Genomic DNA, 26,930 nt, shown 5'->3' on the forward strand with positions numbered 1-26,930 from the left:
GTGGTGGCCATGGGGGTGGCGGCTTCGGTGGCGGCCACAGCATGGGTGGCGGTGGCGGCGGGCCTCGCTGATCCTCGCAGGTTCCAGGTCGCCCGCCAGGTGATGGCGGGCGTCAGCCCACTTGCCCTGGCGGTATCTTGTTCGCCACCCCGAACGGCACATGCACCATCGGCAGGTCGCCCGCCGCCGAGTCCAGGTGACTGCGCTGATCATCGAAGAACATATGCGGTTTCAGAATACGTAGCACTCGGTGCTTTTCCATTCCGCCGAGGAAGAACGACTCGTCCGGCGAAACGCCCCAGTTCTTCAAGGTCGTTACCACCCGCTCATGGGAAGGCGCGTTGCGCGCCGTGACGATGGCGATGCGCAGGATGCGCTGGTAGTTCGGGTCCTCCGCCAGTTGGCGATCCTCCAGCGCTCGAATCGATGCCAGCTTGCGAAACAGGTCGGCCAAAGGCCCCGGCTGGTGAGGAATGGCCTTGCGGGCGTGCTCGTGGGCCTGGAATTCCTCCAGGTCGAGGCGCTGCTTGTACACGCTCTCCGCTTCGTCATCGGCAATCACCCCATCGAAGTCGAACGCCACCCGCAACTCGGTATCGATCTCGTCATCGTAGATACGCGTCGGCAGCACCAGGCCTGCCGGGTAGCTGGCATCGATGGCGCGCTGCACGTCGCCTTCGTGGGCGCTCAAAAACAGCGAAGCGTTGAAGGCGGGAATGTATTCGTATGGAGAGCGCCCGGACATGAACGCGGCGCGGGTGATGTCCAGTCCGTAATGCTTGATCGAGCGAAACACTCGCACGCCGGTTTCCGGCGAGTTGCGCGAGAGCAGCACCACTTCCACTGGCTGCTGCTTGGGGAAGGCTTTATTGATGCTCAGGAAACGGCGGATGAAGGGGAATGCGACCCCGCGCGGGAACGGTTCGTCGAGGTTCTGCTCCTGATGCAGGCGGTACGCCTCGACGCCCTGGGACTGGTAGATGTCGTCGGAGACGGTGAGGTCGAACAGGGCGCTGGAGGCGACGCCGACGACGAGTTTTTCTTCGATGGGGTAGGGCATGAAGGTATTCTGCGATTCCTTTGGCTAATCGTCCAGCCAAAGTCAGGCCACCCGCTCGCCCGCTGCTGCCATCTGCGACACAGGTTTGAACCACGACCTGCGACGCGATCGTGTCTGCTCAGCACGCCTGAAAACAGTTGTTAACAATTCTCACTAACGATAGCATCGCTGTCTCGACCTCCCCATATTTGCATTCTCTCCCATGTCCGACGACCAGGAAGCCCGCAGCCTGACGCTGCTCTATCAGCGTCATCGCGATGAACTGCTGACCTTCCTTACCCGCAAGGTACGCTGCCGCGAAACCGCCCGCGACCTGTTGCAGGATGCCTTCGTGCGGCTGATGCACAGTGAGCACGGCAAGGTCGGCAACCTGCGCGCGTTTCTGTACCGGATCGCTACCAACCTCAGCATCGATCATGCCCGCCGCAGCCAGGTCCGTGGGGTGAACGACGAGCAGGCCCTGGAGCAGTTGCAAACCGATACCACCCCCGAGCGCAGTGCCATGGCGAGCAATACACTGGCCCACCTGGAGCGGCTGATCGAGGGGCTGCCGTCACCCACCCGCGAGGTGTTTTTGCTAGCTCGGGTCGAGCAAATGAGCTACAAGGACATCGCCGCGCGCCTCGGCATCGATGCGCGGGCTGTCGAGCGACACCTGAACAAAGCCCTGAGCCACTGTGCAGCTGCGGCCTTGAATGCGGGCATCAAGAACGAATCGCCATGACTGCTTCCCCTGATCACGCCTCCCTTGCCCACCAACAGGCCCTGGACTGGTTCACCCGGCTGCGTGCCGACGATGTGGGTGAAGATGCGCGCGCAGCGTTTGCCGCCTGGCGAGAGGTTGCAGACAACGCCCGCGCCTATGCCGAAGTGGAGCGACTGTGGCAAACCCTTGAGCTGCCTGCACAGCGGGTACGTCGAACCGAGCGAGTGCGCGCACAACGTTCGCGCTGGCCGCGCTATGCGGTGGCTGCCAGCCTGGTGCTGGCAGCCTTGACAGGCGTGTGGTCGGCCTCAGGGCTGTACACCCTGGGCAGCGACTATGCCACGGTGGCCGGTGAGCGCAGGGAGGTGCTGCTCGACGACGGCTCGACCTTGTGGCTGGACAGCGACAGCGCCGTGGATGTCGATATGCAAGGCAGCACCCGCAGTGTGCGTCTGCGCCAAGGCCGCTTGTTCGCCGACGTGGTGCACGACGGCCGGCCGTTCGAGGTGCAGGTCGACGATGCCCGCGTCGAGGTGCTCGGCACGCGCTTCTCGGTCAGCCGGCAAACCGAGGGCGATGAGGTGGTGCTACTCAGCGGCCGGGTCCAGGTCAGCACGCCTGCACAACACCAATTGCTGGCACCGGGCCAACGGCTGGCGGTACATGGCAACCGGATCGAGGCGCCCCACCCGGTCGACGCCGAGCGCCTGCTGGCCTGGCGCAGCGGTCAGTTGCGGGTGCGTGACGTGCCATTGCGCCAGGTGCTGCAACAGTTGGCCAGCTATCGCGGCCAGCGGCTGGTGCTGCTCGACGAACAGATCGGCGAACGCCTTGTCAGTGGCAGTTTCAACCTCGACCGGGCCGACAGCGCGCTGGACGCCTTGCTCGCGACCCAGCAACTGCAAGCGCATGCCTTGCTGGGGCACTTGTTGATCGTTCGATAATATTTTCGCCGCGCGCGGGGATTGCGCGTTCTGCTGCGTCACACCCCACACATAAGAAATATTTGCATTCGCAACTTTCTGGGGAGACCACATGCAGCAACCACGCAGTTTTGTTTTCAGCCGTCGTCCGTTGGCCAATGCCATGCTCGTTGCCAGCCTGTTCACGGCGTTACCGGTAGTGGCCGCCGAGGCGGGTGGGCAGTCGGTGCACAGTCAGCGTTTGAGCTTTCATATTGCGTCGCAGCCCCTCGCCGATGCGCTCGATGCCTTCAGTGCGCAGAGTGGCTTCCAGGTGATCTACGATGCCAGCGAAGTCAGAGGGCTTTTCTCTTCGCCCGTGGAGGGGCAGTTCAGCGCAGGCGATGCCATCCGCGTCCTGATTTCTGGCACCGATGCCCGCTTGGGCCAGCCGAACAGCAGCAGCTTCGTGGTCACCTTGCCGGCGGTAGCAGGCACCAGCGTGCAGCTCGACACCCTGAGCATCTCCGGCAAGGCGCCGGGCTCGACCACCGAAGGTACCGGGCTGTACACTACGTACTCGTCCAGCAGCTCGACGCGGCTCAATCTCACGCCGAAGGAAACCCCACAGTCGCTGACGGTGATGACCCGCCAACGGCTCGACGACCAGAAGCTCACCACGCTCAACGAAGTGCTGGAGCAGACCCCAGGCATCACTGCCTCGCACACCAGCATCGGTGCGGAAAACAACACCTACTGGTCCCGTGGCTTCCAGATCAACAACTTCGAGATCGATGGCGTGCCGACCTCGTCGCGCATCGACAACTCTACCCAATACACCGCCATGTACGACCGGGTCGAGATCGTGCGTGGCGCGACCGGGTTGATCAGCGGCACCGGCACGCCGTCGGCGACCATCAACCTGATACGCAAACGGCCGACCTTCGAGCCGCAGGTCAGCGTCACCGCCGAGGCTGGCAACTGGGATCGCTACGGTGTGGGTTTCGACGTCTCGGGGCCGTTGACTGCAACGGGCAACGTGCGCGGGCGCCTGGTCGTGGACTACAAGGACCAGGGCTCCTGGGTCGACCGCATGTCCTCTGATTCGTCACTGGTGTATGGCATCACCGAGTTCGACCTGTCGGAGTCGACCTTGCTGACCCTGGGTTTCAGCTACGCCAATACCCACACCAACTCGCCGGTGCGGGCAGGCTTTCCGGTGTACTTCAGCAACGGCCAGAAAACCGACTTCTCCCGCTCGACCAACAGCTCGCCGGACTGGGCCTATTACGACCGCAAGGTCACCAACGCCTTCGGCTCCATCGAGCATACCTTCGACAATGGCTGGATGGCCAAGGTCGAGCTCAGCCACACGCAAAACTCGTTCGACCAGCTGACCAACTACCTCAACGGCAGCATCGACCAGCAGACCGGCGCGGGTGCCTACCTGTATCCCAACCGCTGGACCGGCACACCGCGTCAGGATACCGTGGACGCCTACGTCACTGGCCCCTTCAGCCTGTTCGGCCGCGAGCATGAGCTTATCGTGGGCACCACATTGTCGCGCTATCGCGAACACACCCCTGAGCGGGGCGGCTGGTATGGCCCGTGGACTGGCTACGTCGGCACCATCGACAACTTCTTCACTTGGGACGGCAGCGGCCCGCAACCGGATACCACGCCGGTGGGCAAGAGCCTGATCGACGAGAACGAATACGCAGCCTACCTGACTACGCGCCTGCACCTGACCGACAACACCCACCTGATCCTCGGCAGCCGCGTCACCGACTGGAAGCGCGAAAGCGAGAACGTCAGCTACGGCAACGGCTCGACCAAGGACAGCCAGAATCGTCACGGCATCTTCCTGCCCTACGCGGGCCTGGTGTACGACCTGGACGACACCTGGTCGGTGTACGGCAGCTACACCAAGATCTTCAACCCGCAGTCGTACGGGATGAAGGATGTGAATGGCAAGGCGTTGGATCCGCAGGAAGGCGTAGGGTACGAAGTGGGGATCAAGGGCAGCTTCAACGACGACAAGCTCAATGCCAGCTTGGCGCTGTTCAAGATCGAGCAGGACAACCTGGCGGTATACCTGCGTGCACCGGATATCTACACCCTGGAACAGGGCACCACTACCGAGGGTGTCGAGCTGTCGCTGGATGGCGAGCTGGCCGAGGGTTGGCAGGCCATGGCGGGCTATGCCTACAGCGTCAGTACTGACCAGGATGACCAGCGCATCGTCACCAACATCCCGCGTCACAGCGTCAAGACCTTCACCAGCTACCGCTTGCCCGGTGCGCTGGACAAGCTTACGGTTGGCGGTGGCGTGAACTGGCAGAGCAAGTATGGCCAGGACCTGCATACCTTTACGCAGAGCAGCTTCGCCTTGGTCAACCTGATGGCCCGCTACGATGTTTCCCGCGAGCTGAGCGTGAAGCTCAACGTCAACAACGTGTTCGACAAGAAGTACTACGGGTATGCCGACAGTTGGGTGGTGTATGGCGAGCCGCGTAACTTCATGACCAGCATGGAGTATCGGTTCTGATGGGCGTGTGACTGCCGCCTGTCGATGGCGTTGCACCCATGCACGGGCTTCGCCCGTGTTCGCGGGTGCAACCCGTGCCATCCAAGGTGGCCCACGACCGGCACGCTACAACGCCTGAAACCGCCCCTCGAATTCCTCCGCCAAAACCTCCAGCGTCACGCTCGCCAACTTCTCCAGCAGCAACGCCTGCGCCGCATCGAAGGCATCGGTCAGCGCGGCATTTACCGCTTGTTCCACCAGGCATTGCGGGTGATCCGTCGATAACCCGATGGCGAAGATCGACGCCCCGCCCAGCGCCCGGTGGATATCCAGCAAGGTGATGTCCGCCAACGGCTTGGCCAGGGTCCAGCCACCGTGGTGCCCCTTCACCGAACTCACGTAGCCCTGCTCCCTGAGCAGCGCCATGGTCCTGCGCACCACCACCGGGTTGGTACCGAGCATCTGCGCGATGGCCTCCGAGGTGGCTGGCTTTTCGTGCCGCGCCATGTGGATCAGTACATGCAGCATGCGTGACAGACGGGTGTCATTTCTCATTGGGTGCGGCTCAGCTGGAGACATGGCCAGACTCACACGAAACAACAAAAGTTACAAGATCGTTGACGTCCGGCCTTCATGTAACTTACGTTGTGTCATGAGCTCACACGTCGGGCCATGGGCCTTGGGAGAGTAAAGTGATGCATGAAGTGATCATCATCGGTGGCAGCTACGCGGGCATCTCGGCAGGCATGCAATTGGCGCGGGCACGGCGCAAGGTGCTGGTCATCGATGCAGGCAACCGGCGCAACCGCTTTGCCGACCATTCCCACGGCTTTCTCGGGCAGGACGGGCGCAGCCCTGCGTTGATTGCGCGAGAAGCGCGAGAGCAGCTGCTCGTCTACCCGACCGTGCAATGGCACGAGCAACTGGCAGTGACGGCCACGAAGACGGGCGATGGGTTCGTGGTCACGACCGCCGATGGCCAGCAATACGGCGGGCTTCGCCTGATCCTGGCAGGGGGTGTGATCGACGAGCTGCCAGCGGTGGCTGGGCTTCAGGAGCGTTGGGGCCGCAGCGTGTTCCATTGCCCGTACTGCCACGGCTATGAACTGGACGGCGGCCCCATCGGTGTACTGGCTGCCGCTCCGGTGGCCATGCATCACGCCATGATGCTGCCTGACTGGGGGCCGACCACCTTGTTCCTCAATGGCGCTTTCGCCCCCGATGACGCGCAACTGGCGCAGCTTCGACGACGCGGTGTGCAGGTGGAGCACGAGGCGGTGGTGGCGCTGAGCGGCGAGCGTGCCGATGTCACCCTGGTCAGTGGCCGGGTGGTCGAATTGGCCGGGTTGTTCACCCAGCCGCGTACGCAGATGGCCAGCCCACTGCCCGAGGCCCTTGGCTGCGCCTTCGAGGATGGGCCGATGGGGCGCTTCATCAAGGTCGATGCCCTGCGCGAGACCAGCGTGCCCGGTGTATTTGCCTGTGGCGATGCTGCCGTGGCAGCGGGCAACGTGGCCATCGCGGTCGGCGATGGCGCTCGCACCGGTGCGGCTGCGCACCACTCGTTGATCTTCCGCTAGCGCATCGGGCTATGCGGAGTGAACGTTTGCCCGGCGCCCGCCGTCGGTAGCCGTGACCCGTCACGCGAGAGCCCTCATGCACAAGTGTTTCGTCCTGATACGGGCCATGACCGCTGGCTGCACTTTCGCCCAGGCGCCAGCGCAAGGCAGTTGGACACTTCACAGGCGTTCAGCCTGGGGAAGACTCCCCCGTGCTGATGCCCGCCATGCGCTCGGCGCGCTACTGCTCGACCGCGAAGGCACCGTCGCCCCGAACTTCGCTTAGGCGATCTGCCCAGCTTGCGCCAAACTTTGGTGGGGCCGTCCTGGCCCCGTTGAGGTACGACGCTTGCCGTTCAGCTACGGTTCAGCCACGGTTCAATTTCCGTTCAGGCCTTGCCCATTAAGCTGTGCGCAATCCTTTAGAAAACCTTGCGGGGTTGCGATCATGAAACGTCCACTTCTGCTCCTGACTGCTCTTTTTACCAGCGCCGCGCTGCTGACCGGCTGCGCATCGAACCTGTCCGGGTCATCCTATTCGCGCAATGACGCCCGCTCGGTGCAGACCGTGCGCATGGGCACCATCGAATCGCTGCGGCCGGTGCAGATCGAAGGTACGCGCACCCCGGTCGGCGCCCTGGCTGGCACCGTGGTCGGTGGACTTGCCGGCAGCTCGATCGGCGGTGGCCGGGGGAGCATGATCACTACCGTGCTAGGCGGAGTTGCTGGTGGCGCTGCGGGGTCGGCCATGGAACAGGGCATGACCCGTACCCAAGGTGTGGAAATCGTCGTACGCGAAGACAGCGGCGCCACTCGGGCCTACGTACAGGAAGTCGATGGCCAGATCATGCGGGTCGGCGACCGGGTGCGCATCATGAGCGTCAATGGCAACCACCGCGTGACGCTATGACGGCTGCCACTTCCGGGCTGGCGCTCAATGCTGCTGCGCCAGCAGGAAGTCCACGAACACTCGCACCCGCGCCGGCATCGCCGGGCCCCCGACGAAGACGGCGTGGATCGGTTCCTTGTCGCCTGGGTTGAAGTCCTCCAGTACCGGGACCAAGCTGCCGCTGCGCAGTTCGTCGACCACGGTGAAGGCACCGATGCGGGCAATACCGGCCCCAAGCCTGGCCAGCTGCGCCAAAGCCTCGCCACTGCTGCAGGCGATGTTGCCGTTGATCTTGATGGCGAACGCCTCGCCATCGCGGTGAAACGGCCAATCGGGCGAGGCACGGCGAAAATTGAAGCGCAGGCAGTTATGCTTGACCAGGTCCTCGGGTTGACGGGGCACGCCGCAGCGCTCAAGGTAGTCGGGCGAGGCCACCACCACCTGACCTGTTTCGCCGATGCAGCGGGCGCTCAACGAGCTGTCCGGCAGGTCGCCGAAGCGTATTCCGACATCCGCCTCGCCCCCCAGGATGTCGACCACCTCGTCGCCCAGCGACAAATCCACCACCACCTCCGGGTATAGCGCGCTGAACGCCGCCACCAGCGGCACCACCGTGAGCCTGCCGTGGCCCAGCGCCGCGCTGACCCGCAACCTTCCCCTCGGCACCCTCTGGTCGGCAATGGCCTGCTCGACTTCGTCCATGTCCGCCAGAATACGCCGGGCACCTCGCAGGTAGGCCTCACCCTCGGTGGTCAGGGTGATCGCCCGGGTGGTGCGCAGCAGCAGCCGGCTGCCCAGCCGCTGTTCAGCGCGGGCGATGATGCGGCTGACCGCCGAGGGCGTCAGGCCCAGTTCCCGCGCTGCGGCCGACAGGCTTCCCGCATCCATCACCTTCACGAAAACCGCCATCTCCCCGGATCGCCCGTTGTAGTCCATTTGTGCCTCTTGCGCAAAGGTGATTGTCGCCGACGTGATCTAGTGCTTTGAAAACGCTGATCGTAGCATTCGCCGCATAGATAAGGAGCTGTTTGCCATGCGTATCAACCTACCTCTCATCGCGCTTGCCATCGGTGCCTTCGGCATCGGCGTCACCGAGTTCGCGCCCATGGGCATGTTGCCCAGTATCGCCACTGGCCTGGGGGTGTCGATTCCCGCCGCTGGGCTGTTGGTCAGTGCCTACGCCGTGGGCGTGTTGATCGGTGCGCCGCTGATGACCTTGGCCACCGTGAAGATTCCGCGGCGCTACCTGTTGATCGGCCTGATGGCCATTTTCACCCTGGGCAACCTGATGTCCGCCGTGGCCAGTGATTACCTGAGCCTGCTGCTGGCCCGCGTGGTCACCTCGCTCAACCATGGCGCGTTCTTCGGCGTGGGTGCGGTGGTGGCGGCCAGTGTGGTGCCGCCCGAGAAACGTGCTGGTGCCGTGGCCGCGATGTTCATGGGCCTGACCTTGGCCACCATCGGCGGCGTGCCGCTGGCGACCTGGTTCGGTGAGCTGTTCGGCTGGCGCACGGCGTTCTGGGGCATTGCCGGCTTGGGCCTGGTGGCGATGACGGCGCTCTGGTACGCGTTGCCGAACGTGCCTTCGCCAAAAGGCGAGGGCGCCATGGCTGAGATCCGCGTGCTGGGCCGTGGGCCGGTATTGGCGGCCTTGGCACTGACCGTAGTCGGTTCCAGCGCGATGTTCACCGTGTTCACCTATATCGCGCCGATCCTGCATGACCAGGCGCATGCATCGACCGGCTTCATCACCGGCATGCTGGTGCTGTTCGGGGTGGGGCTCACCCTGGGCAACATGTGGGGTGGCAAGGCAGCGGACCGCTCGATCGACCGCACGTTGATCGTTTCGTTGGTGGTGCTGATCGCGGTATTGCTGGTGTTCCCACTGCTGATGGGCTGGCCGGTGGCGACCGCCCTGGCGATCCTGGTCTGGGGCGCCGCCAGCTTCGCCCTGGTGCCACCGTTGCAGATGCGCGTGATGGAAGCTGCCAAGGATGCGCCGAACCTGGCTTCGGCGGTGAATATCGGTGCGTTCAACCTGGGCAACGCGGTGGGTGCCGCATTGGGTGGCGCGGTGATCAACGCCGGGCTGGGGTATCCGGCGATTTCGTTCGCGGGTGCGGCGATGGCGGCGCTGGGTTTGCTGATGGTGCTGGGCTTTGCCTGGCGCTCGCGCAGTGCAGTGGCGGCAGGCAAGGCCGGCGCAGTGGCCTGAGGTTTCGTGGTGGACAGCCCGGGTCGTGCCCGGGCTGGTGAGGTTTGCTCAGCGACGGTAATGCCGGTGCGCATCGTCGTAGCGATGCTCCATCGCCCGGTGATGACGGCGCTCCCACTCGCGCTGGCGCTCCATTTGACGACGATGCTGCTCGCGGCGCCATTGTTCGCGGCGCCACTCTTCCCGACGGTTATCCCAACGATGGTCATGTTGGTAGCGGTCATCGTGGGCCAGCAGAGGCCCGGTGTGGCCATTGGCAATGCTGGCCATGCTCGGCCATGGGTTGGCAGGGGCCTGTACGCTGGCCGGCTTGGCCGCCAGGGCAGGGTTCGAAACATGCATCTGCGTGGCTGACGCCGAACCCACTGCCGCGAACGCGAACAGGCCAAACAGCACCATCCGGGGGACATGGAATTTCATAGGCGAAGACAACCTCTTGCAAATTAAGGACTTAGCCAATTTTCATGGGCATGTACATAGACCCGGAAAATTGAAAAAGTTCTACATTCGCGACTTCGCCGCCACTGTCTCGTGCCTACAGCCTCATCCAGGGCCATCCAGTCATTGATATGGGGTTGCAGCAATGGCAGCAGCTCGAACAGCCTGCTGATCGGCAAGGCGCCGTACAATACAAAAGTTGCCGGGTGAGGTAACAGTGCGGGCAAGCGGATGGGAAGCCCAGCTACACTGCTGGGCGATGGTCATGCGAGGGGGAGTGTGGTCGGCGGCCAGCGCCTGGGCCTTGCCTCTGCGCCGCTAAATTGGCACCCTTGGGCCGCTTGAAAACGACCAGAAGGAAACCGCCTTTGAGCTGGGACAAAGTGGGAAAACTCCTCGTAGCCGTGCTGCTTGGCCTGACGGTGCTCGTGGTCGTCTATTCGGTGTTCGTCAGCCGCCCGCGCCTAGAGGCTGCACTGACCTATTCCTATCTCACCTATCCCAGCCAGTTCAGCGAGCGGATCAGTACTGCCAGCGAGCAGCTCAAGTACGAGCAGTTGCGTCCGCGCATCAACGCCGTCGGCCAGGGCCGGCTGGGGCCCGAACAGGTCGATCGCCTGGTCGATCTCGCCCAGGCGCCCTACGCGCAGCTGTTCGCCAAGCCCTTCGAGGCTGGGCTGGTGGACCATCGCACCGGTTTGTTGATCGACTTGCATAACACCGGCGAAGCACCGGTGCGGGAGATCAAGATCCGCTTGCCGGCCAAGGGCCTGGTGCAGGTGCGCGACGCCCAGGGCAACGATACCATTCCCGATGCCGCTACGGCCCTGGTGGAAATTCCCACCATCGAGCCGGGTGGCGCTTGCAAGGTCTGGGTCTATTTCGATGCCGATTACTCGCAGATTCGCCAGGGCGGAATCGGCATCAGCCACGCCGACGGTGTCGCCGATATCCAGGTCTATCGCGAGTTCAAGGGCTTCCCTGCGCTGGTAGCGCGCTATAGCCGCGAGTTGATGGTGCTGCTCGGTATGCTGCTATTCAGCGTGCTGGGGCTGGGCTATGCCTGCCTCGCCCGGCAGCGTTCGCCGGCGGCCGCTCGCTAACTACCTGGTTGGTCTCGGCGCGCTGATGGCGCCGGGCGATTCGCAGTACTCCCCATAACATGGCCAACGCCACGGCCAGCCAAGCGCTGATCAGGCTGAAAAGGGTCATCGCAAGGCTCATACGGTCCTCCTTTGCTTTGCCGCCTTCCTGATAGCTGACTGCCAGCTGTGGCGAGGAACTCACCTGCATCGATCGATCCCCGATGAATGGTCATGTTTGCAGGTCGCCATCGCGTCGTCCGCGCCCGTCAGCGATCGCTCGATTTCTGCCCTCGGCCCTTGGCCAGGCAGCCGTCGAACTCATCGTCCGGCACCATGCGCCCGCCTGTGCCCCAGGCCAGGTGCGTGGCGTTGTGCAACTGTTGGTCAGTGAGCCCCATGCGGTCCAGGTAATCGCTGGACCTGATGACCTCGACCATGCCAGGTATCCCCGCCAGCGCCGAGGGTTCGAGCTTGATGCCTTCCTGCTCCCAGGCCGAGAAACAACTGCCGCGTCGAAAACAGCCTGACCTACGTCTCAAGACTGTTCGTACAGAGCCTAGTCACTTTTTTCTCTGGCAGCCTCAACTGGGCAAACACCTGCACATGCTCCACAATCGATGCAGGCGGTAGCATCCACTACATAAATGTTATCTTTCGGCGCGATAGCGTCTACCGGGCATTCACTTTCACAAGCCCCACAAGCTATACATTCTTCTACGATTTCATAGGACATGATTCTATCCCTCATAGCGCCTTACTATTGATCCAGCCGCCACCTAGCGTTTTGTTGGCTGGAATACTACAGACCCACACCAAATCAAAATCGGTAGGCGATGAGTTGGTTTCATCGCGCAACCAGTACCCCTGCTTCACACTGCCTTCAGGCTTGACCCACCTATAGTTTCCAGACAGTGTCCGGCTTCTATCCACCCACAGCTGTTCAGCGACAGGTAGGGCTTCCTGGGTAAGTCTCTTCAGTGACTTACCGTCCTCTCTCCATATGTATTCACGCCGAGAGAGGCGGACAAGTTCACCATCACCACTTTTCGCATGCATACGCACCTCCATTCAGTCGACTTACCAACCCACATTTCGACAGCGTAAATTGTCAATGAATGTGATCCTGCTGCTGACAGAACTGCCTTGTAATTACGCTTGGCTGGAGTTAAAGAAGCCTGCCTTTGGAAACGTGACAGTTTGGCCTTCAATGAAGTGCTGATTAGCTGCTCGCCAACAATATACACACTGCTCTGCTGCCTCAGCCTCTCGACCCTGACCTGCACCTCCCCTGATAGCAAGGCTATCGTCCAGCTACGCCCTATTCTCAGGCAGGGTTATACAAGCGGCTACTGGCATTTTTATCAGTTCGGCCAGCTCCCCAAAGGAAATAGAAATAGTCCCATCTGCTCGGCCCGCCTTCTGCGCGTGAGTACGCAGGAGCAGAGCCTTGCTCAGCGGGCGCTAATACTGCTGTTGATCAATGAAGGGGTGACACCCATTGCACTTTTCATCGCAAGCCTCGCGCAATCGCTCGCGGCTTGACCTGTGTTGGTGCGCGGCGCCTCAAAATAGGGTAAAAAGCACACCCAGAAGCTCCTATCCCAGTCAGATAAGTGCACTCTGCACATAAAAAATCATGCCTAACGCCCGCTTTTGCTCCACCGCTTTCCCGCCCGCAAATCGGCCCGCATATTGCTGTAGCTGCTCCACCTTCCACCCGGAGCTCCTTTCGAAATGACTGCCCCCAGCGAATTCCCGTTGACCGAAGCGCCCGTGAGCGCACGCAAGGGCCTGCTGCCCATCGCCATGGTCCTGTTCAGCTTCACCTTCTTCACTGGCACCATGTTCGCCGGCGGCAAGCTCGGCATGGCCTTCAACTTCGTCGACATGCTGTGGATCGCCGCCATCGGCAACAGCCTGCTTGCACTGTATGCCGCGGCGCTGGCCTTCATCGCCTCGCGCAGTGGCCTCAACACCGTATTGATGGGGCGCTTCTGTTTCGGTGAGGCGGGGAGCCGGCTGTCCGACTTCATCCTCGGCTTCGCCGAGCTCGGCTGGTACGCCTGGGGCACCGCCACGGTGGCCATCGTGCTGGTGAAGATGCTCGGCCTGGGCGAGGGTTTCACGGTGCCGCTGATGGTGCTGTTCGGCCTTGGCTTCAGCCTGACCGCGATCATTGGCTTCAAGGGCCTGGACCTGCTGTCGCGGGTGTCGGTGCCGCTGATGTTCGTGTTGCTGGTGATCTCGATGGTGCTCGCTACCAACCACGTAGGCGGCTTGCAGCAACTGGCGGCGCTGGTGCCGCACGAGGCGATGAGCTTCTCGGCGGCGGTGACCATGGTCTTCGGGACCTTCGCCAGCGGCGCCACCCAGGCCACCAACTGGACGCGCCTGGCGCGCAGCGGGCGGGTGGCGGTGACCGCCAGCATCGTCGCCTTCCTGCTCGGCAACGGCCTGATGGTGGTGGCCGGGGCCTGGTGCGCGATGGTCTACCAGCAGGCCGACATCGTCGAAGTGATGATCCTCCAGGGCCTGTCGTTCGCGGCGGTGATCATGCTCTGCCTGAACCTCTGGACCATCCAGGGTCCGACCATCTACAACGTCTCGGCGGCCGCCTGCCATCTGCTGCGCAGCGAGCGCCGCCGCAGCATGACCCTGGCCGCCGCCGGTGTCGGCATCGTCCTGGCAGTGGGCGGCATGTACGAGATGCTGATTCCGTTCCTGGTGCTGCTGGGCTCGATCATTCCGCCGGTGGGCGGGGTGATCATGGCGGACTTCACCTACCGCCATCGCGGTCGTTACCCGACCCTGGCTGCGGTGCGCCTGCCGCGCTATAACCTGATCGGCCTGGTCGCCTATGCCGTGGGCGCGGTGCTTGCCTATTGGTCGCCCTGGGTCGCGCCGCTGGTGGGTATCGGCGCTTCGGCGTTGTGCTACATCCTCTTGCTCGAGCTGACCGGGCAGGGCCGTTTCGTGGCGCAGGAGCCTGCTGAGTCGTGAGCCTGGCCGTCGAGGAGCTGCTGAGCCTGCCAGGGCTCGAGGCCATGGCCGTACGTGCCGGTGCGCGCAACCTGCAGCGCACGGTGCGTTGGCCCTACGTGGCGGAAAACGAAGGCATCGCCGAGTGGGTGATGGGCGGCGAGCTGGTGTTCGTCACCGGCATCAACCACCCGCGCGATGAAGGCAACTTGCTGCGCCTGGTCGAGGATGGCGACGCGGTGGGCATTGCCGGGCTGGTGATCCTCACCGGCGAATGCTACATCCAGCGCATCCCGCCCAAGGTGATCGAGCGCGCCGAACAACTGGGCCTGCCGCTGATCGAGCAACCCTATGCGCTGAAGATGGTCGTCGTCACCCACCTGATCGGCACGGCGTTGGTGCAGATGGCCCAGGCGCGGCGCTCGCGCCACGATATCCTCGGCCAGTTGCTCAGCGGCGACTACCCCAGCCTGGCCATCGCCCGCCAGCGTGCGGCACACCTGCAATTGCCCCTGGACGAGCCACGACGCCTGGTAGCGTTGCGCCTGGCGGCGGTGAGCGGGTTGTTCGAGCGGCACGGCCCGGAGCAGGGCGAGCGTTTGTGGCAACAGGCCCGGCAGGCGCTCGAAGAGCACCTGGAGGCCTGGTGCCGCCGCCTTCCGGGAGCGCTGACCGCGCAATTACCGGGTGATCTGTTCGTGCTCCTGCTGCCTGACCAGGCCGACCTGCGCGGGCTACTGGCTGAACTGCATCGGCAGCTGGCGGCGCCGGCGGGGGAGATGCAGGTGTTCATGGGGCTGTCGACCAGCGTGAACGACTGCGCCCATTACCGCCAGGCCATGAACGAGGCGCGCCAGGCACTGGAAGTGGCCCAGGACCTGCGCCCAGCCAGTGGGCTTTGCGACTTCAGCGAACTGGGTGTGCTGCGCCTGCTGCAGGGCATCGGCGACCGTACGGTGATCGACGCCTTCGTCGCCCAGACCCTCGGCCCATTGATCGAGACCGGGCGCAAACATCCCCACGCGCTGTTGCACACCCTCGATGCCTTGCTCGCCGAGAACGGCAATGGCCAACGTGCCGCACAACGCCTGGGGCTGCACCGCAATACCATCAACCAACGCATGCAACGTATCGAACAATTGAGCGGGCTGTCGCTGGACGACCCGCTGTTTCGCATGAACGCCTCGGTGGCGCTGCTGATCTGGCGCATGACCGAAGCGAACAACAAGGAGTAACGCCTGATGAACATTATCAACGCCCGCCTGCGCGGCAAACCTGGCCTGTACCGCATCGAACTCGACGGTGAGCGCATCGCCGCCATCCATGCCCAACCGGACGTGGCCGTGGCGGCTGCCGACAGCGACATCGACGCCGGGCAGAACCTGGTGACTGCGCCATTCGTGGAGCCGCACATCCACCTCGATGCCACGCTTACAGCCGGCGAGCCCGCCTGGAACATGAGCGGCACGTTGTTCGAGGGCATCGAGCGCTGGGCCGAGCGCAAGGCCATGACCACCCATGAGGACATCAAGACCCGCGCCACCAAGACCATCGGCATGCTGGTGGACCATGGTATCCAGCACGTGCGGACCCACGTCGACGTCACCGATCCGACCCTGACTGCGCTCAAGGCCATGGTCGAAGTGCGTGACGAGGTGCGTCACCTGGTCGACCTGCAGATCGTCGCCTTTCCCCAGGAGGGCATCGAAAGCTATGACAACGGCCGCGCTCTGATGACCGAGGCCGTGGCCCTCGGTGCCGACGTGGTCGGCGGCATCCCGCACTTCGAGAACACCCGCGACCAGGGTGTGTCGTCGATCAAGTTCCTCATGGACCTGGCCGAGCGCACGGGCTGCCTGGTGGACGTGCACTGCGACGAGACCGACGACCCACAGTCGCGCTTCCTCGAAGTGCTGGCCGAAGAGGCCCGTGTCCGTGGCATGGGCGCCCAGGTAACCGCCAGCCATACCGTGGCCATGGGCTCGTACGACAACGCCTACTGCTCCAAGCTGTTCCGCCTGCTCAAGCGCTCGGGCATCAACTTCGTCTCCTGCCCGACCGAAAGCATCCACCTGCAAGGGCGCTTCGACACCTGGCCCAAGCGCCGTGGCGTGACCCGCGTGGCTGAGCTGGACCGTGCGGGGATCAACGTCTGCTTCGGCCAGGACTCGATCGTCGACCCGTGGTACCCGCTGGGTAACGGCAACATCCTGCGCGTGCTGGAAGCTGGCCTGCACATCTGCCACATGCTCGGCTACGAAGACATCCAGCGCTCGCTGGACCTGATCACCGACAACAGCGCTCGCACCCTCAACCTGGGCGAGCGCTACGGCATCGAGGTGGGCCGCCCGGCCAACCTGCTGGTGCTGTCGGCAGCCGACGACTACGAGATGATTCGCAGCCAGGGGCATGCCCTGGTGTCGGTGCGCAATGGCAAGGTGCTGATGCGCCGCACCCCGGCCCAGGTGGAACGTTTCGCGTAAGGAACCCGCAGGGGCGGCCCAGGCTTGCCAGGGCCACCCCTGAGGGTCACTCGCGAAAGCCCAGGCCAGCGGACAGATCCGTGTCCGTTGGTCGCGCGCCAACGGTGTTCGCCGGCTGCTCCATGGCCGGCTCCAGGCTCTGTTTGAGGGTGTCCGTGGCCTGTTGAGCATTGGCTTTGAGGCTGTCGGTCACCCGGTCGCTTGCCGAACCCAGTAGCTGGTCCTCCTTGCGCGTGGAGGGCAGCGCGGCACCCAGCGCGGCGCCCAATGCGATGCCCAGGGCGGCGAGTACCAGCGGCTGCTCCTTGAGCAGATGATCGACCTGACCCTTCAGCGCGCTGACCTGATCACCTGCCGCCTGTGCGCGATGGCGCAGGTCGTCGGCTGTCCCGTTGACCGAGTCACGGGCGTCGTGCCCCATCCGATTGGCCTTGTCGCTCAGATCATGAGCCTTGGCGCGCAGGTTGTCGGTGGCGTCGTGCAGTTTGTCGCCGGCCTGGGCGAAAGCGCCTTTGACGCTGTCCACCGCATCGCCCAGCTTTTCTCCAAGTCCTGGGCCATGATGCGCCGGGCCTGGGTTGAATGGGCGATTCTGGTTGATGGCAAGCCATGCCAGGCCGAGGGTGGTCAGCGCAGTCGGAACGGGGTTGTTCTTCAACGTGACCCCCAGGTTGTGGCAGAACTCGCCGCCATGGCCCTTGCTGTAGGCCAGCACCTGATCCACCAGCTGGCCGGGGCTCAGACGCTGTTCCAGGGCGTCGACCAGGTCGCTGATGCGGTCGCGCTTGGCATTGATTTCCTGTTCGAGGGTGTCCGGGCTTTTTTCCGCTTCATGTTCGAATGATGTGCTCATGGCAGCTTCCTCTTCAGCGTTTCCTTGTCCTGCTGCATGGCATGCAAGGTACGATCGGGCGCGAGGTGCGACGGCTCGAACTGCTTCTTGCCCGATTGCAGCATGATGAAACCGACGATGACCGTGATGCCGCCGACCAGCAGCGCGGCAAGCCACGGCGCGACCACCGTGGCCAGGCCGTAGACCGCTGCCAGCAGCAGGATGATGAAACCGGCCAACAGCACGATCGCACCGCCGGCGACTGCGGCGGTACCGGCCTTGAGGGTGTTGAGGTTGTGCTGCAGCTCGGCCTTGGCCAGCGCCAGCTCCTTGGTGAACAGCTCGGGCACCTCGCGCATCAGCTGGCGCAGCAGGCCGCCGACGCCCAGTTGGTCATCGACGTGGGGGGCCGGGCTCGGCGGGATGGGCTTGAGTGGGTCATGGTTCATCATTCACCTCCTTTGAGCGGATCACGGTGCAGCGGAGTGTCGGCGGTCGGGGTGTGGGTGCCGAGTTCCAGCGGGTCTACCGGGGTGAAGGGTTCGCGGGTCGAGACGTCGCTGGAGCGGTCGGGTGTAGGCGGGGTCGAGTGATAGGGTTCGCTCGCACCGTAGGCCGGGGGCGGGGTGGGGCCAGTATCCGCTGTGGCATGCCGGGCACTGGCGCCGAGGAAGCGCGACAGGCCGAAACCTATCGCCACGCTGCCGGCCAGAAACAGCCCCGGGTTGTCGCGGGCCAGGCGCGAGCCTTTGTGCAGCAGGTCTTCGGCGCTCTGATGGCGGACCTGTTCGGCAAAGCTGCCAAGGCATTCGGCGGCTTGTGCCAGGTATTGCGACAGGCCGAGGCTGTCCTTGTCCTGCAACGCCTCGGCCGCCGACTGCGCGCCTTGCTTGAGTGAGTCGAGTTGCTCGGCGGCGGCGTCACGATAGTGATCGTACTGCTCGGCGCCTTGGGCCTTGGTCTCGTCGAGCAGCGCGCCGGCCTCGTCGGCGATGCTGTGCAGGTGGTCCTGGGTACTGCCGGGCGGCGCTGAGCCCGGAGTGGTGCGATCGGTGCTGTCCATGGTCGTCTCCCTCGATGAGTGGATAACCGGCACGGGCCGGCTCATCTCAGGTGACGGGGCTGCAAGCGGGGGAGTTCATTCGGATGGATAATTGACGTTTATGGCTATTTCTCAACAAATCGCGCGAGGTTTTTCGGCGTTCAAAACATTTGGGTCATGGCCGCACGTTTGCGCTCAGGCCTCGTCGAGCGCCAGGTGCTGGCACAGTTGTTCGCCCAGGCTCAGGCCGGGTTGCCAATGCCAGCCGTATGGCATGCCCTTGTTGTTGCAGTGCAGCGGGAACACTTGGGAAAGGTCGTTGAGGTCGCGCTCCACCGTGCGTTTGCTGGCCTTGTAGCCGGCTTTGATCAGGGCTGCCTGCAGTTGCGTGCTGCTCAGGCCGGGATGTCGCGCGGGCAGCAGCTTGAGCAACTGCCACTGACGGGCGATGGTGTGGCGGGTGGTATTGCTGGGCACGAGCTCGTCCTTGAGGGTCTGGTGGCCTTGGTGCGAAATAGTGGCATATGGCTATCTGTTAGCATACCTCGGCAGGCGACTGGATCCAAATCGGTTGAGGTTTCGGGCTTGAAATGACGACATTTAAAGACCAGAATATCGTCCTGAATAGAGGGCTAGATCATGCAACGCATCTTTGCTGACGTTGCTGTCAGCGTCTCGGAACTGAAGAAAAACCCAACCGCCGTCATGACCGGTGCCGCAGGGATGCCTGTTGCAGTGCTCAACCATAATCGGGTCATGGGCTACATGGTGCCAGCGGAGCTCTACGAAGCCATGATGGAGCGCCTGGATGACCTCGAGTTGATCCAACTAGCCAAATCGCGAGCAGATGAGCAAAGCGTTGCAGTGAGTCTGGATGACTTATGAACTCGAGTTTGTCCCCTCTGCGCTGAAAGAATGGAAGAAGCTCGGCCACACGGTGCGCGAGCAGTTCAAGAAAAAGCTCGGTGAGCGTCTGCGTGCCCCGCGCATACAGGCAGATGCGCTTCGTGAACTACCTGACCATTACAAGATCAAGCTCAAAGCCAGCGGCTACCGCCTGGTGTACAAGGTCTTCGATGAACGGGTGGTGGTGATGGTAGTGGCTGTAGGCAAGCGCGAGCGCAGTGAAGTCTATCTCTCTGCGCAAAAGCGTTAGGGTCAATCCAGACTCCCCTGCAACGCTTCGATAAACACGCTTTCCGCCCGGCTCATGCGCTGATCGCGATTCCACAGCAGGTGGATATCGACATCGGCGATGCCCTCAAGCGGCGGCAGCTTCCACAGCAAGCCCGCCGTCACATCCTCAGCCACCACATGCTCGGGCAGGCAGCCGATGCCGTAGCCGGCGATCACCAGCCGGCGTACTTCCTCGAGGCTTGGTGACGAGGCCACGATGCGCCCGGAGAACCCCTGCTGATCGCGGAAAATGGTCAGCGGCGAGAGCATGCCGCCAATCTGGTCGCTGGTGAAACTGACGAAGTTCTCCTTCTGCAAGTCGCCTTCGTGGCAACCGAAAAGGGCGTGGTGGCGGCCACAGAAAAACGCATAGCGTTGGCGCTGGAACAGCCGTTGTTCCAGGCGGGTCTGGGCCTTGCGGTTGAGGCTCAGCCCGGCGGTGGCGGTCTTCTCCTGCAGTGCGGCGACGATGTCGGAGCTGCGCATCACGTCGATCTGCAATTCCACCCGCGGGTGCTGACGATGAAAGCTGGCGAGGAACTCGTCGAGGCGTTCGTTGACGATACGGCTGATCATCAGCAGGCGGACCTTGCCCACCACTTCGTCGGCGGGTTGCTCCAAGAGGCCGCCGATCTGCGACATCTGCCCATATACCTCACCTGCCAGGGCGAACAGTTGCTCACCCACCTCGGTAAGCACGAAGCGCGGGCCGCGGCGGGCGATCAGTTGGCGTCCGAGCTGTTCCTCGAGACGCTTGAGGGCCTGGCTCACGGCGGGTTGTGTCAGGTGCAGGCGGGCCGCGGCGCGGCTGATGGACAGCTCCTGGCCGATCACCCGGAAGGTGCGCAGCAGGTTCCAGTCGAGGCGGTCGTTGAGCAGGCGGTCGGACATGATGGGGCTCGATGATAAGCGTGGCTAATAGTGCGAATAATAAATAGAAAATTGACTAATCATAGCCCTGGGCCGAAAAATCGGTCTTATCGAGACGGGTTTGCCTGATGATCGGCGGTGGGTTCTTCGCGGGTGAATCGCAGCGGCGAAGAAGCCACCACTGTCCCTCGACCAGGCGCCATCAGAGCGCCCCACGACCTATTCACTCCTGCCAGAAAAAAAAGCAAGGGAGCCACCATGAAGCCAGCCGCTTCGCCCCAACCGCGCCGCGCTGCCGCCGCCGCGTTCATCGGTACCATGATCGAATGGTATGACTTCTATATCTACGCCACCGCCGCCGCTCTGGTGTTCGGCGCCTTGTTCTTCCCTTCGGACGACAGCCTGTTCAGCACCATGGCGGCATTCGGCACATTTGCCGTGGGCTTCTTCGCCCGCCCGCTGGGCGGCATCATCTTCGGCCATGTGGGCGATCGCATCGGCCGCAAGAAGTCCCTGGTCATCACCCTGCTGATGATGGGCGTGGTCACTGTGTGCATCGGCCTGCTACCGACTTACGCGCAGATTGGCGCTACGGCGCCGGTGCTGTTGATTCTGCTGCGCGTCGTCCAGGGCATCGCCGTAGGTGGCGAGTGGGGCGGGGCGGTGCTGATGGCCGGCGAACACGCCCCCAAGGGCCGCCGCACCTTCTTCGCCTCGTTCGCCCAACTGGGTAGCCCGGCCGGGCTGATCCTCTCGCTGCTGGCCTTCGGCGCGGTGACTCGCCTGCCCGAGGCCGAGCTGATGAGCTGGGGCTGGCGCGTGCCGTTCCTGGCCAGTGCCCTGCTGTTGCTGGTGGGCCTGGCGATCCGCCTGGGCGTCAACGAATCGCCAGAGTTCCTCGCCAGCCGCGAAGCTGCGCACAAGGCCCAGCGCAAGGAACAGGCTCCGGTGTTCGAGGTGCTGCGCACCGCTTGGCGCCCACTGTTGCTGTGCATCGGCGCCAACACCCTGGGCATTGCCGGGGTGTATTTCACCAACACCTTCATGATCAGCTACACCACCCAACAGTTGCACCTGGAGCGCTCGCTGATTCTCGAGTGCCTGTTCTTCGTGGCGATCATCCAGTTCTGCATCCAGCCACTGGCCGCCTGGTGTTCTGAAAAACTCGGCGCCACGCGCTTCCTGGCCCTGGTCGCGCTGCTGGCCATGGCCTCGCCATACCCGATGTTCGTGCTGGTCAGCAGCGGCCAAGGCCCGCTGATCGTGGTCGGCATCGCGCTGGCGGCGGCCTGCATGGCTTCGTTCTATGCGGTGATCGCCGGCTACGTCAGCGGCATGTTCGAGACCCGGGTGCGCTACACCGCGATTTCCCTGGCGTACCAGGTGTGCGGCGCGATCGCCGGTGGCCTCACCCCGCTGATCGGCACCTGGCTGGCGCACACCTTCACCGGGCAATGGTGGCCGTTGGCGCTGTTCTACACGGTCATCGCCTGCATTTCCCTGGTCTGCGTGCTGGCCCTGGCCCGCCAGCATGCCCGCAGCCAGCGCCTTGAGCTGGCCTGAACAACCCGATTGTCTATGGAGAACCCGTACATGTTGAAAAGCAATGGCGAACGCCTGTGGGCGAGCCTCATGGCCATGGCCGAAGTGGGCGCCACCGCGCGCGGGGGCAGCTGCCGCCTGGCGCTCAGCGACGAGGACAAGGCCGGGCGTGAACTGTTCAGCCACTGGTGCCGCGAGGCGGGCTTGAGCCTGTCGGTGGACGCCATCGGCAACCTGTTCGCCCGGCGCCCTGGCACCGATCCGCAGGCCGCGCCGGTCATGATGGGCAGCCACCTCGACACCCAGCCCGAGGGCGGCCGCTTCGATGGCGTGTATGGGGTGCTGGCGGGCCTGGAGGTCATGCGTCGCCTCAACGATCTCGGCATCGCCACCCGCAAGCCGCTGGAAATTGCGGTATGGACCAACGAGGAGGGCGCCCGTTTCACCCCGGCCATGTTCGGCTCGGCGGTGTTCACCGGCACCCTCGACCTGGACCAGGCCCTGGCGATTCGCGACGCCGACGGTATCCGTGTCGCCGACGAGCTGCAACGCACCGGCTATGCCGGCAGCCGCCCGCTGGGTGGGAAAGTCGATGCCTACTTCGAGGCGCACATCGAGCAGGGCCCGATCCTCGAGGACAACGCCAAGTCCATCGGCGTGGTCAGCGGCGGGCAGGCCATCCGCTGGCTCGACGTCACCGTCGAAGGCATGGCGGCGCATGCCGGTACCACGCCGATGGCACTGCGCAAGGACGCCCTGTACGGCGCCGCACGGATGATCCAGGCGGTGGAGCAACTGGCCGCCGATTTCGCTCCGCAAGGGCTGACCACCGTGGGTGAGCTGTCGATCGTCAAGTCCTCGCGCAACACCATCCCTGGCCAGCTGCGCTTTACCGTGGACCTGCGCCACCACCGCGACGAGGCCATCGAAGCCATGGAGCGCGACCTGGGCCAGGCGCTGCAGGCGATTGCCAGCCAGCGTGGCCTGCAGGTGCGCATCGAGCGCCACTGGGTCAGCCCGGCGACGCCGTTCGACGCCGAGTGCGTGGCAGCCGTGCAGCAGGCCGTCGACGGCCTGGGCTATAGCCAGCAATCCATCGTCAGCGGTGCCGGCCACGATGCCATCCTGCTGGCCCGCTACTGCCCAACCGCAATGGTGTTCATCCCCTGCGTCGGCGGGCTCAGCCACAACGAAGCCGAAGACGTGCTGCAGGACGACGCCCGCCAGGGTGCTGATGTGTTGCTCAATGCCGTGCTGGCCCGCGCTGGCCAAGCCGAACCAGGAGATGCCTGATGCGTTGCTACTTCCACCCCGAACAACTGCTGCACCATCCGCGCAGCTACTACTCGCGCGGCGCCATGCGCACCCCGCAGGAAGTCCCCGAGCGCGCCCAGCGCCTGCTGCAGGCCGCCAAGACCCTCGGCATGGACATCCGCCAGCCTGACGACGCCGGCCTGGACCCGCTCAAAGCCGTGCACGGCGAGGCGTACCTGGCCTTCCTCGAAGAAGCCCACGCGCGCTGGAAGGAAGTGCCCGAAGACTGGGGCGACGAGGTGATGTCGAACATCTTCGTGCGTGAGCCCAACGCCCTGCGTGGCATCCTCGCCCAGGCCGGGCGCTACCTCGCCGACGGCAGCTGCCCGGTGGGCGAGAACACCTGGCGTTCGGCCTACTGGTCGGCGCAGAGTGCAGTGGCCGGCGCCAAGGCGATTCTCGACGGCGAGCCAGCCGCCTACGCCCTGTGCCGCCCGCCGGGGCACCATGCGCGCTTCGATGCCGCCGGAGGCTTCTGCTACATCAACAGCGCTGCTGTCGCCGCCCAGGTGCTGCGCAGCCGCTACGCCCGAGTGGCGATCCTCGATACCGACATGCACCACGGCCAGGGCATCCAGGAGATCTTCTACGCGCGCAACGATGTGTTGTACGTCTCGACCCACGGCGACCCGACCAACTTCTATCCGGTTGTGGCGGGGCATGCCGATGAGCGCGGCGTAGGTGCCGGGGAGGGCTACAACATCAACCTGCCGATGCCGCATGGCGCCAGCGAGGGCGATTTCCTGGCGCAGCTGGACGTGGCATTGGCGGCGGTTGAAGACTTCGGTGCCGAAGTGCTGGTGCTTTCGCTGGGCTTCGATATCTACGAGCTCGACCCCCAGACCAAGGTGGCGGTGACCACTGCTGGGTTTGCTGCGCTGGGCGAGCGGATTCGTGCGTTGGGGCTGCCATGCCTGATCGTGCAAGAGGGCGGGTATCACCTGGAGAGTCTGGAGGCCAATGCCCAGGCGTTCTTTGCCGAGCCGGCTGACTGGCGCTGAAGAAATTGGCCGGTTGCAGGGTTACTGCTACCGGCCTGTCGCCCTGTAGGAGCGGGTTTACCCGCGAACCAGGCGCCGCGGTCCCTAAGTTCTCATTCAATCAGCCAACCCTGATCGCCCTCGACCAAGGTTCCGCCATGACTGGTGGTATCCTCCTGCCTGGCCGCCGGCTGGCCTTCGATGATCGTGCATTCGGCACCGGTTTCGATCCGTGCCCCACAGCTGATGCGGTCCCCCACGCGAGCGACGGCCTTGCCGTCGACGAAGGTGGCGCTGGCGCCGGTTTCCACGGTGCCTTCGCCATGGAGGGGGCAATCGTGTCGATGGCCAACCAATACGATCGGTCTCATGAGCGTTTCCTTTTGCTTGGTTTGATGGGGACTTCTTCGAAGGCTTCCGAGGGCGGAGGGGCTGCGCGGACGTTGAATGTACGGCACAGCAGATACCAGCAGACGGCGAGAGAGAAGTTGTAAGGGAACAGCACGGCCCAGAAAGGGAGTTGCCAGTTTTTCTTGCCTTGCATTTCGCCGGGCTCGCCGGTACGCCAGGGGGCATAGTGGCGCCAGGCTTCTGCTGGGGTGAGGCAGATGGCGTGCAGCGGTCTGTGCCACCAGTTCGGTTCGCCAGGGGGCGGGAGTTTGTCGGGGCCGTGGTCCATGAAGTGGCGAAGGTATTCCCAGACTTCGGCTACGTGTTTGATGTCGGGGTCGGTGGGTTCGTTGCTGTCGATCCAGAGGCAGTCTTTTTGGTGGAAGGTGCCGTCTGACCGGGGAGGAGCGAAAGCCAATGCATAGATCGTGCTGAACGAGGAGCCGCCGAACTCTGTTCGGCAAAGTACGCCACCTTTCATGGTGCTCCAGTTGAACTTGAAGAGCTTTCGTATTCGGAGATAATAGACTTTCTTTGCATGTCTATTAAGGTAAAAATTTGAAAGGTTTTTGATGAGATATATACGATAGGCGATGAATGGAATAAATATTGCTGGCGTAGAGAGGGTCAGTAGAGCGAAAATTATATCTTCGTGCAGATGGAGGTTTAACTTCAGTTTATATATTTCAGGATAGGTGAAGATTGCGAATCCTACCATCATGGCTGTGTATAGTTTTCCCATAAATACTGAGTCCGTCACCCAGGGGTTTCGAAGGCTGATATACGTATCGCATATCTCTGCGACCTGCCCTGTGATAATAGGCTTGTGCTTAGTGCTTTTATCAGGCTGGAACAGCCAGGCCACTGACATGGGATGGTTACCTTTCCAATAATATTTTTTTGCGTGATGATGCCGCTTCGTTTAGACCGGCATTGGGAAAGTAGTCCAAGGTAATTGAAATGCTATCCACTCCGGCTGCATCACTGGCGAAGTGTAGTAGTAGCCCGTATTGGGTTAAGTGAGCGGTTGGTGACGGAGTGGAGATATACTGTTTGCCGCCCTTGAGAATATTGAGTGTGGCTGTCCAGTAGCTCTGGTTGATTACAAAATCTTTCAATAGGATCGTAAGTTTTACTGATTCAGCTTGCGCAGGCGTTTCATTTGGCATGCCCACCGTCCAGTTCGGGTAGCTCCAGGCTAATTCACCTTGCCACCCGGTTTGTAGCTTGCTAAATCCCAGGCTGTGTAATGTCCTAGTGCTGAGTAATAATGGCGAGTAGTACTCGTTGTACCAATTCGCGATTTCGTCGGTCAAGCTCGGAAAAGGTGGGAGATTTCGGTGATGGTCCAATTTGAGGTTTTTCCGGACTTCTCCGTCATTCTTACGAGTGCCGAAGATACTTCGGCTTGCCCATAGCTCGATGGGGGAGTGAAGGCGCTCATTTACTTTGGAATGAAGATAAAGTCCTCCAATCATCACTGCGCTCGCGATTATCACAACAGCCGCAGCGGCCCAACCAGCGAACGGGATCAGGAAGGTAGGTCCAGCAATCGCAAGGCTACCCTCGAGCATCAGGAATGATCCAGCAGCGGTCATGGCTCCGGCAGAGACTGTGAGAGATGCGCTAAGCTTATCCCCGTTATTCCATTGCCGGAATGCTTTGCTGGCATCTGAAAATAGACCCAGAAATATAGCTGGATAGCCTGTTAGGCGGGCGAATAGGTTGCTTCCTAAATACTTGATTAACCCATTTCCGAACGCCATTCCAGGCGCCGCTGAACTCAACCTCAACATCAGCGCTTTTTGAGTTGCCCGAATGCTGACTAATGTGGCCGAAGCGGCCCCTATCACCCCAAAGATCGAAGCGGCAAACCCGGTCGTATACTCCGGCGCATTACTGGTCTGCAGGCTGTTATAGGCGGACTTGAGCGAAATCACG

Annotated in this window: 27 protein-coding genes and 3 pseudogenes; 15 read left to right on the forward strand and 15 right to left on the reverse strand. The window is 62.8% G+C overall.

What is annotated here, in order from left to right; translation table 11 throughout:
• Positions 1 to 112: 112 nt before the first annotated feature.
• A complete protein-coding gene (locus IAE37_RS27035) occupies positions 113 to 1,060 on the reverse strand; it encodes a 5'-nucleotidase (RefSeq protein ID WP_201178513.1) in 948 nt (315 codons plus the stop codon).
• A 202-nt stretch (positions 1,061 to 1,262) separates the two neighbouring features.
• On the opposite strand from IAE37_RS27035, the gene IAE37_RS27040 reads away from it, so the two are divergent.
• The 3 genes from IAE37_RS27040 to IAE37_RS27050 all read left to right on the forward strand — a co-directional run bounded on the left by IAE37_RS27040 (position 1,263) and on the right by IAE37_RS27050 (position 5,216).
• Positions 1,263 to 1,784, forward strand: a complete 522-nt coding sequence (locus tag IAE37_RS27040) for an RNA polymerase sigma factor (protein WP_201178514.1) — start codon at positions 1,263 to 1,265, stop codon at positions 1,782 to 1,784.
• Positions 1,781 to 2,710 carry a FecR family protein gene (locus tag IAE37_RS27045; protein ID WP_201178515.1) on the forward strand — a complete coding sequence of 310 codons (930 nt, stop codon included), beginning with the start codon at positions 1,781 to 1,783 and terminating at the stop codon, positions 2,708 to 2,710. Before IAE37_RS27040 ends, IAE37_RS27045 begins: the two co-directional genes overlap by 4 nt.
• 91 nt (positions 2,711 to 2,801) lie before the next feature.
• The gene (locus tag IAE37_RS27050; RefSeq protein WP_201178516.1) at positions 2,802 to 5,216 is read left to right on the forward strand and encodes a TonB-dependent siderophore receptor; all 2,415 of its coding nucleotides are present in this window, start codon (positions 2,802 to 2,804) and stop codon (positions 5,214 to 5,216) included.
• A 105-nt stretch (positions 5,217 to 5,321) separates the two neighbouring features.
• Here the strand turns inward: IAE37_RS27050 and IAE37_RS27055 are convergent, their stop codons facing one another.
• Positions 5,322 to 5,750, reverse strand: a complete 429-nt coding sequence (locus IAE37_RS27055) for an Rrf2 family transcriptional regulator (RefSeq protein ID WP_201178517.1) — start codon at positions 5,748 to 5,750, stop codon at positions 5,322 to 5,324.
• Between the two features lie 137 nt (positions 5,751 to 5,887).
• On the opposite strand from IAE37_RS27055, the gene IAE37_RS27060 reads away from it, so the two are divergent.
• Entirely contained in the window at positions 5,888 to 6,775 is an 888-nt protein-coding gene (locus IAE37_RS27060; protein WP_201178518.1) for an NAD(P)/FAD-dependent oxidoreductase, read from the forward strand.
• 427 nt (positions 6,776 to 7,202) lie between these two features.
• Positions 7,203 to 7,664, forward strand: coding sequence for a glycine zipper 2TM domain-containing protein (locus IAE37_RS27065; RefSeq protein WP_201178519.1), 462 nt, complete (start codon positions 7,203 to 7,205; stop codon positions 7,662 to 7,664).
• A gap of 24 nt (positions 7,665 to 7,688) precedes the next feature.
• Here IAE37_RS27065 and IAE37_RS27070 read toward each other — a convergent pair whose 3' ends face one another.
• Complete coding sequence (locus IAE37_RS27070; protein ID WP_201178520.1) at positions 7,689 to 8,579, reverse strand: LysR family transcriptional regulator; 891 nt, start codon at positions 8,577 to 8,579, stop codon at positions 7,689 to 7,691.
• A 97-nt stretch (positions 8,580 to 8,676) separates the two neighbouring features.
• On the opposite strand from IAE37_RS27070, the gene IAE37_RS27075 reads away from it, so the two are divergent.
• Positions 8,677 to 9,858, forward strand: coding sequence for an MFS transporter (locus tag IAE37_RS27075; protein ID WP_201178521.1), 1,182 nt, complete (start codon positions 8,677 to 8,679; stop codon positions 9,856 to 9,858).
• A gap of 48 nt (positions 9,859 to 9,906) precedes the next feature.
• On the opposite strand, the gene IAE37_RS27080 is transcribed toward IAE37_RS27075, so the two are convergent.
• Positions 9,907 to 10,278, reverse strand: a complete 372-nt coding sequence (locus tag IAE37_RS27080) for a hypothetical protein (RefSeq protein ID WP_201178522.1) — start codon at positions 10,276 to 10,278, stop codon at positions 9,907 to 9,909.
• Positions 10,279 to 10,664: 386 nt separating this feature from the next.
• Here IAE37_RS27080 and IAE37_RS27085 point away from each other — a divergent pair, with 386 nt between their 5' ends.
• Positions 10,665 to 11,399, forward strand: a complete 735-nt coding sequence (locus IAE37_RS27085) for a hypothetical protein (protein ID WP_201178523.1) — start codon at positions 10,665 to 10,667, stop codon at positions 11,397 to 11,399.
• Here the strand turns inward: IAE37_RS27085 and IAE37_RS28935 are convergent.
• The 3 genes and pseudogenes from IAE37_RS28935 to IAE37_RS27095 all read right to left on the reverse strand — a co-directional run bounded on the left by IAE37_RS28935 (position 11,335) and on the right by IAE37_RS27095 (position 12,129).
• Positions 11,335 to 11,520 (reverse strand): hypothetical protein, encoded by a 186-nt coding sequence (locus IAE37_RS28935; protein ID WP_236410195.1) that lies wholly within the window; start codon positions 11,518 to 11,520, stop codon positions 11,335 to 11,337. The two genes, IAE37_RS27085 and IAE37_RS28935, sit on opposite strands and share 65 nt — an antisense overlap.
• A 127-nt stretch (positions 11,521 to 11,647) precedes the next feature.
• Positions 11,648 to 11,875, reverse strand: a pseudogene (locus IAE37_RS27090) (D-serine ammonia-lyase); the annotation flags it as partial.
• 62 nt (positions 11,876 to 11,937) lie between these two features.
• Positions 11,938 to 12,129, reverse strand: coding sequence for a DUF362 domain-containing protein (locus IAE37_RS27095; RefSeq protein WP_328822779.1), 192 nt, complete (start codon positions 12,127 to 12,129; stop codon positions 11,938 to 11,940).
• 986 nt (positions 12,130 to 13,115) lie between these two features.
• Here IAE37_RS27095 and codB point away from each other — a divergent pair.
• From codB to codA, 3 genes are read left to right on the forward strand one after another with little or no spacing between them, the layout of a single operon-like run.
• The gene (codB, locus tag IAE37_RS27100; RefSeq protein WP_201178526.1) at positions 13,116 to 14,381 is read left to right on the forward strand and encodes a cytosine permease; all 1,266 of its coding nucleotides are present in this window, start codon (positions 13,116 to 13,118) and stop codon (positions 14,379 to 14,381) included.
• Complete coding sequence (locus tag IAE37_RS27105) at positions 14,378 to 15,595, forward strand: PucR family transcriptional regulator (RefSeq protein WP_201178527.1); 1,218 nt, start codon at positions 14,378 to 14,380, stop codon at positions 15,593 to 15,595. Before codB ends, IAE37_RS27105 begins: the two co-directional genes overlap by 4 nt.
• A 6-nt stretch (positions 15,596 to 15,601) precedes the next feature.
• Complete coding sequence (codA, locus tag IAE37_RS27110; RefSeq protein WP_201178528.1) at positions 15,602 to 16,843, forward strand: cytosine deaminase; 1,242 nt, start codon at positions 15,602 to 15,604, stop codon at positions 16,841 to 16,843.
• A 46-nt stretch (positions 16,844 to 16,889) separates the two neighbouring features.
• On the opposite strand, the gene IAE37_RS27115 is transcribed toward codA, so the two are convergent.
• The 4 genes and pseudogenes from IAE37_RS27115 to IAE37_RS27130 all read right to left on the reverse strand — a co-directional run.
• Positions 16,890 to 17,696, reverse strand: coding sequence for a DUF3618 domain-containing protein (locus IAE37_RS27115; RefSeq protein WP_201178529.1), 807 nt, complete (start codon positions 17,694 to 17,696; stop codon positions 16,890 to 16,892).
• Positions 17,693 to 18,127: a phage holin family protein gene (locus IAE37_RS27120; RefSeq protein WP_201178530.1), complete on the reverse strand. Its 435-nt coding sequence runs from the start codon at positions 18,125 to 18,127 to the stop codon at positions 17,693 to 17,695. Before IAE37_RS27120 ends, IAE37_RS27115 begins: the two co-directional genes overlap by 4 nt.
• Positions 18,124 to 18,738 (reverse strand): hypothetical protein, encoded by a 615-nt coding sequence (locus IAE37_RS27125; RefSeq protein WP_201178531.1) that lies wholly within the window; start codon positions 18,736 to 18,738, stop codon positions 18,124 to 18,126. The genes IAE37_RS27120 and IAE37_RS27125 overlap by 4 nt, the downstream gene beginning before the upstream one ends.
• 210 nt (positions 18,739 to 18,948) lie before the next feature.
• Positions 18,949 to 19,194: pseudogene (locus IAE37_RS27130) on the reverse strand (WYL domain-containing protein); the annotation flags it as partial.
• A gap of 162 nt (positions 19,195 to 19,356) precedes the next feature.
• Between IAE37_RS27130 and IAE37_RS27135 the strand changes: the two are divergent.
• Positions 19,357 to 19,602 carry a type II toxin-antitoxin system Phd/YefM family antitoxin gene (locus IAE37_RS27135; protein WP_201178532.1) on the forward strand — a complete coding sequence of 82 codons (246 nt, stop codon included), beginning with the start codon at positions 19,357 to 19,359 and terminating at the stop codon, positions 19,600 to 19,602.
• The gene (locus IAE37_RS27140) at positions 19,592 to 19,873 is read left to right on the forward strand and encodes a type II toxin-antitoxin system RelE family toxin (RefSeq protein ID WP_201178533.1); all 282 of its coding nucleotides are present in this window, start codon (positions 19,592 to 19,594) and stop codon (positions 19,871 to 19,873) included. Before IAE37_RS27135 ends, IAE37_RS27140 begins: the two co-directional genes overlap by 11 nt.
• A gap of 2 nt (positions 19,874 to 19,875) precedes the next feature.
• On the opposite strand, the gene IAE37_RS27145 is transcribed toward IAE37_RS27140, so the two are convergent.
• Entirely contained in the window at positions 19,876 to 20,784 is a 909-nt protein-coding gene (locus IAE37_RS27145; protein ID WP_201178534.1) for a LysR family transcriptional regulator, read from the reverse strand.
• 237 nt (positions 20,785 to 21,021) lie between these two features.
• Here IAE37_RS27145 and IAE37_RS27150 point away from each other — a divergent pair, with 237 nt between their 5' ends.
• From IAE37_RS27150 to IAE37_RS27160, 3 genes are read left to right on the forward strand one after another with little or no spacing between them, the layout of a single operon-like run.
• Positions 21,022 to 22,326, forward strand: a complete 1,305-nt coding sequence (locus tag IAE37_RS27150) for an MFS transporter (protein WP_201178535.1) — start codon at positions 21,022 to 21,024, stop codon at positions 22,324 to 22,326.
• Positions 22,327 to 22,356: 30 nt separating this feature from the next.
• Positions 22,357 to 23,598 (forward strand): Zn-dependent hydrolase, encoded by a 1,242-nt coding sequence (locus IAE37_RS27155; protein ID WP_201178536.1) that lies wholly within the window; start codon positions 22,357 to 22,359, stop codon positions 23,596 to 23,598.
• Entirely contained in the window at positions 23,598 to 24,620 is a 1,023-nt protein-coding gene (locus tag IAE37_RS27160; RefSeq protein WP_201178537.1) for a histone deacetylase family protein, read from the forward strand. Before IAE37_RS27155 ends, IAE37_RS27160 begins: the two co-directional genes overlap by 1 nt.
• A gap of 92 nt (positions 24,621 to 24,712) precedes the next feature.
• Here the strand turns inward: IAE37_RS27160 and IAE37_RS27165 are convergent, their stop codons facing one another.
• The 3 genes and pseudogenes from IAE37_RS27165 to IAE37_RS27175 all read right to left on the reverse strand — a co-directional run.
• On the reverse strand, positions 24,713 to 24,970 hold the full coding sequence (locus tag IAE37_RS27165; RefSeq protein ID WP_201178538.1) for a PAAR domain-containing protein: 258 nt from the start codon (positions 24,968 to 24,970) through the stop codon (positions 24,713 to 24,715).
• Positions 24,967 to 25,860 carry a hypothetical protein gene (locus tag IAE37_RS27170; protein WP_201178539.1) on the reverse strand — a complete coding sequence of 298 codons (894 nt, stop codon included), beginning with the start codon at positions 25,858 to 25,860 and terminating at the stop codon, positions 24,967 to 24,969. Before IAE37_RS27170 ends, IAE37_RS27165 begins: the two co-directional genes overlap by 4 nt.
• A 7-nt stretch (positions 25,861 to 25,867) precedes the next feature.
• Positions 25,868 to 26,930: pseudogene (locus tag IAE37_RS27175) on the reverse strand (T6SS effector BTH_I2691 family protein); the annotation flags it as partial.

The sequence above is a fragment of the Pseudomonas sp. S31 genome, from assembly GCF_016648105.1.
Lineage (GTDB): Bacteria > Pseudomonadota > Gammaproteobacteria > Pseudomonadales > Pseudomonadaceae > Aquipseudomonas.

Coding starts and splice junctions, on each gene's coding strand:
- IAE37_RS27075 (WP_201178521.1), top strand. CDS start 8,677: ATGCGTATCAACCTACCTCTCATCGCGCTTGCCATCGGTGCCTTCGGC.
- IAE37_RS27095 (WP_328822779.1), bottom strand. CDS start 12,129: ATGAGGGATAGAATCATGTCCTATGAAATCGTAGAAGAATGTATAGCT.
- IAE37_RS27140 (WP_201178533.1), top strand. CDS start 19,592: ATGACTTATGAACTCGAGTTTGTCCCCTCTGCGCTGAAAGAATGGAAG.
- IAE37_RS27055 (WP_201178517.1), bottom strand. CDS start 5,750: ATGAGAAATGACACCCGTCTGTCACGCATGCTGCATGTACTGATCCAC.
- IAE37_RS27035 (WP_201178513.1), bottom strand. CDS start 1,060: ATGCCCTACCCCATCGAAGAAAAACTCGTCGTCGGCGTCGCCTCCAGC.
- IAE37_RS27165 (WP_201178538.1), bottom strand. CDS start 24,970: ATGAGACCGATCGTATTGGTTGGCCATCGACACGATTGCCCCCTCCAT.
- IAE37_RS27115 (WP_201178529.1), bottom strand. CDS start 17,696: ATGAGCACATCATTCGAACATGAAGCGGAAAAAAGCCCGGACACCCTC.
- IAE37_RS27155 (WP_201178536.1), top strand. CDS start 22,357: ATGTTGAAAAGCAATGGCGAACGCCTGTGGGCGAGCCTCATGGCCATG.
- IAE37_RS27040 (WP_201178514.1), top strand. CDS start 1,263: ATGTCCGACGACCAGGAAGCCCGCAGCCTGACGCTGCTCTATCAGCGT.
- IAE37_RS27050 (WP_201178516.1), top strand. CDS start 2,802: ATGCAGCAACCACGCAGTTTTGTTTTCAGCCGTCGTCCGTTGGCCAAT.
- IAE37_RS27070 (WP_201178520.1), bottom strand. CDS start 8,579: ATGGACTACAACGGGCGATCCGGGGAGATGGCGGTTTTCGTGAAGGTG.
- IAE37_RS27160 (WP_201178537.1), top strand. CDS start 23,598: ATGCGTTGCTACTTCCACCCCGAACAACTGCTGCACCATCCGCGCAGC.
- IAE37_RS27150 (WP_201178535.1), top strand. CDS start 21,022: ATGAAGCCAGCCGCTTCGCCCCAACCGCGCCGCGCTGCCGCCGCCGCG.
- codB (WP_201178526.1), top strand. CDS start 13,116: ATGACTGCCCCCAGCGAATTCCCGTTGACCGAAGCGCCCGTGAGCGCA.
- IAE37_RS27120 (WP_201178530.1), bottom strand. CDS start 18,127: ATGATGAACCATGACCCACTCAAGCCCATCCCGCCGAGCCCGGCCCCC.
- IAE37_RS27125 (WP_201178531.1), bottom strand. CDS start 18,738: ATGGACAGCACCGATCGCACCACTCCGGGCTCAGCGCCGCCCGGCAGT.
- IAE37_RS27080 (WP_201178522.1), bottom strand. CDS start 10,278: ATGAAATTCCATGTCCCCCGGATGGTGCTGTTTGGCCTGTTCGCGTTC.
- codA (WP_201178528.1), top strand. CDS start 15,602: ATGAACATTATCAACGCCCGCCTGCGCGGCAAACCTGGCCTGTACCGC.
- IAE37_RS27170 (WP_201178539.1), bottom strand. CDS start 25,860: ATGTCAGTGGCCTGGCTGTTCCAGCCTGATAAAAGCACTAAGCACAAG.
- IAE37_RS27065 (WP_201178519.1), top strand. CDS start 7,203: ATGAAACGTCCACTTCTGCTCCTGACTGCTCTTTTTACCAGCGCCGCG.
- IAE37_RS27045 (WP_201178515.1), top strand. CDS start 1,781: ATGACTGCTTCCCCTGATCACGCCTCCCTTGCCCACCAACAGGCCCTG.
- IAE37_RS27145 (WP_201178534.1), bottom strand. CDS start 20,784: ATGTCCGACCGCCTGCTCAACGACCGCCTCGACTGGAACCTGCTGCGC.
- IAE37_RS28935 (WP_236410195.1), bottom strand. CDS start 11,520: ATGAGCCTTGCGATGACCCTTTTCAGCCTGATCAGCGCTTGGCTGGCC.
- IAE37_RS27135 (WP_201178532.1), top strand. CDS start 19,357: ATGCAACGCATCTTTGCTGACGTTGCTGTCAGCGTCTCGGAACTGAAG.